The sequence below is a fragment of the Microcystis sp. M53603_WE2 genome, from assembly GCF_030065435.1.
In genome coordinates this window covers 1-1,919 of the sequence record NZ_JASJFF010001198.1, presented here as the reverse complement: position 1 = coordinate 1,919, position 1,919 = coordinate 1, and the positions used below count along the sequence as shown (strand labels likewise).

The following is a 1,919-nucleotide window of genomic DNA, read 5'->3' as shown; positions in this document are numbered from 1 at the left end:
CGTTAGGGGGGGTAAGGGATAACGGGGATGGGGTGAAACTCCTTTAACGATAAATTCGGCATCGGCGATCGCTGTATATTTTCTATCTTCCGGGGTAGCACCGGCGGTGGAGATTCCGGGGATTAATCCCGTCTCGGTAAAACCTAAAACTAGGGCAAATATCGGAGAAGATTTTTGATGGCGCTGTAACCAATTTTGCCCCCGTTCGATTTCCGTGTAAATTTTAATCATCTGTGATTTTCTTGATTATGTCTCCCCTGTCTTCTGCAATTATCGATACTTGGCGACGTTTTTACCGAGATCCCTTGGCAGTAATAGGAGCGATCGCATTAATGATAATTATTCTTGCTGTCCTATTCGGTCCGATTTTCTATCGGGTCCCCATCGATACCATTGATTTTAGTCAAACCACTGCTCCCCCCAGTTTAAAACATCTTTTTGGGACTAATGATCTGGGCCAGGATCAATTGGCGAGGATTTTGGTGGGGGGTCGAATTTCCCTAGCGGTGGGCATTGCTGCTATGATGGTGGCGATGATTCTAGGGACAGCGATCGGAGCTATTTCTGGGTTTTACGGGGGCGCGATCGATGGTTTGTTGATGCGATTAACGGATTTATTCCTATCTTTGCCCCAATTGCCCCTACTTTTACTGTTTGTCTATCTATTTCGCGATAGTATCAAAAAAATCGCTGGACCGGAAACGGGCATTTTTATCCTCGTGGTTTTAGTAATCGGGGGTTTAAATTGGATGTCGGTGGCGCGATTGGTGCGGGGAAATTTCTTAAAGTTACGGGAGATGGAATTTATCTCGGCTGCGATTGCTTTGGGGGCCACTCCTTTCCGTTTAATCTGGGTGCATTTATTGCCTAATGTTTTGGGAATGATTATGGTGGCGGCCACTTTAGCCGTGGGTAATGCGATTATTACCGAGTCAACCCTGAGTTTTTTGGGTTTGGGTTTCCCCCCCGATGTGCCGACTTGGGGACAAATGTTATTTAAAGCTAAAGATTACTTGACAACTGCCCCCCACTTGGTCATTTTTCCCGCTCTAGCTATCGTGATCACGGTGTTAAGTATTAATTTTATCGGTGATGGTTTACGGGATGTCTTTGATCCTAATGTTTAAGGAAGCGTAGAAGTGGATAATTGCCGAAAATTACCCAGAACCTCTATGATGATCAGTAGCGATGGTGAGGAAATAAATACTGTGAGTAGCGTAACTGTCATTAGCGATCAGAAGTTTGACCAAGAGGTTTTTGAGGTCGAAAAACCCGTTTTAGTCTATTTTTGGGCGAGTTGGTGCGGTCCGTGTCGTTTGGTATCCCCCTCGATCGATTGGGTGGCCAAAACCTACGGCGAACGGCTAAAAGTAGTTAAACTAGAAATAGACCCTAACCCCGACTCGGTGGCTAAATGTAAGGTGGAAGGTGTTCCTGCTTTACGCATCTTTAAAGATAACGAAATTATTGCCACTCATGAAGGGGCGATCGGCAAACAACAATTACAATCTTTTATCGATACCTATGTCAGCTAATTAGGTATCCATGGTTATGAATAACTTAACCCTAGCACGCCGCTTACAGGCACTACAATCCAACGTTTTTGCCGATATGGATCGGGCAAAGGCTGCCAGTAGAGAAGCGGGTAATACCATTATCGATCTTTCGCTCGGTTCCTCCGATCTTGGTGCTGCTCCCCATGTTATCGATGCTATAGAGCGATCTCTCCACGATCCTCACACCCACGGCTATTTACTCCATAATGGTACGCGAGACTTCCGAATAACTGCCGCTAACTGGTATAGCGATCGCTTTGGTGTCCCCGTCGATCCGGAAACGGAGGTTTTACCCCTAATTGGTTCTCAGGAAGGCACGGCCCATCTACCTTTGGCCCTTCTCAACCCCGGGGATTTTGCCCT

Annotated in this window: 3 protein-coding genes and 1 pseudogene; 3 read left to right on the top strand and 1 reads right to left on the bottom strand. The window is 46.3% G+C overall.

What is annotated here, in order from left to right:
* Window positions 1-231, bottom strand: a pseudogene (locus tag PX481_RS25125) (TIGR00303 family protein); the annotation flags it as partial.
* A gap of 17 nt (window positions 232-248) precedes the next feature.
* Here PX481_RS25125 and PX481_RS25120 point away from each other — a divergent pair.
* The 3 genes from PX481_RS25120 to PX481_RS25110 all read left to right on the top strand — a co-directional run.
* Window positions 249-1,127, top strand: a complete 879-nt coding sequence (locus PX481_RS25120; protein ID WP_288096679.1) for an ABC transporter permease — start codon at window positions 249-251, stop codon at window positions 1,125-1,127.
* Window positions 1,128-1,172: 45 nt separating this feature from the next.
* Window positions 1,173-1,535: a thioredoxin family protein gene (locus PX481_RS25115; protein ID WP_147071930.1), complete on the top strand. Its 363-nt coding sequence runs from the start codon at window positions 1,173-1,175 to the stop codon at window positions 1,533-1,535.
* A 16-nt stretch (window positions 1,536-1,551) separates the two neighbouring features.
* Window positions 1,552-1,919, top strand: a 368-nt coding sequence (locus PX481_RS25110) for an aminotransferase class I/II-fold pyridoxal phosphate-dependent enzyme (protein WP_288096676.1), incomplete at its 3' end; no start/stop codon positions are given.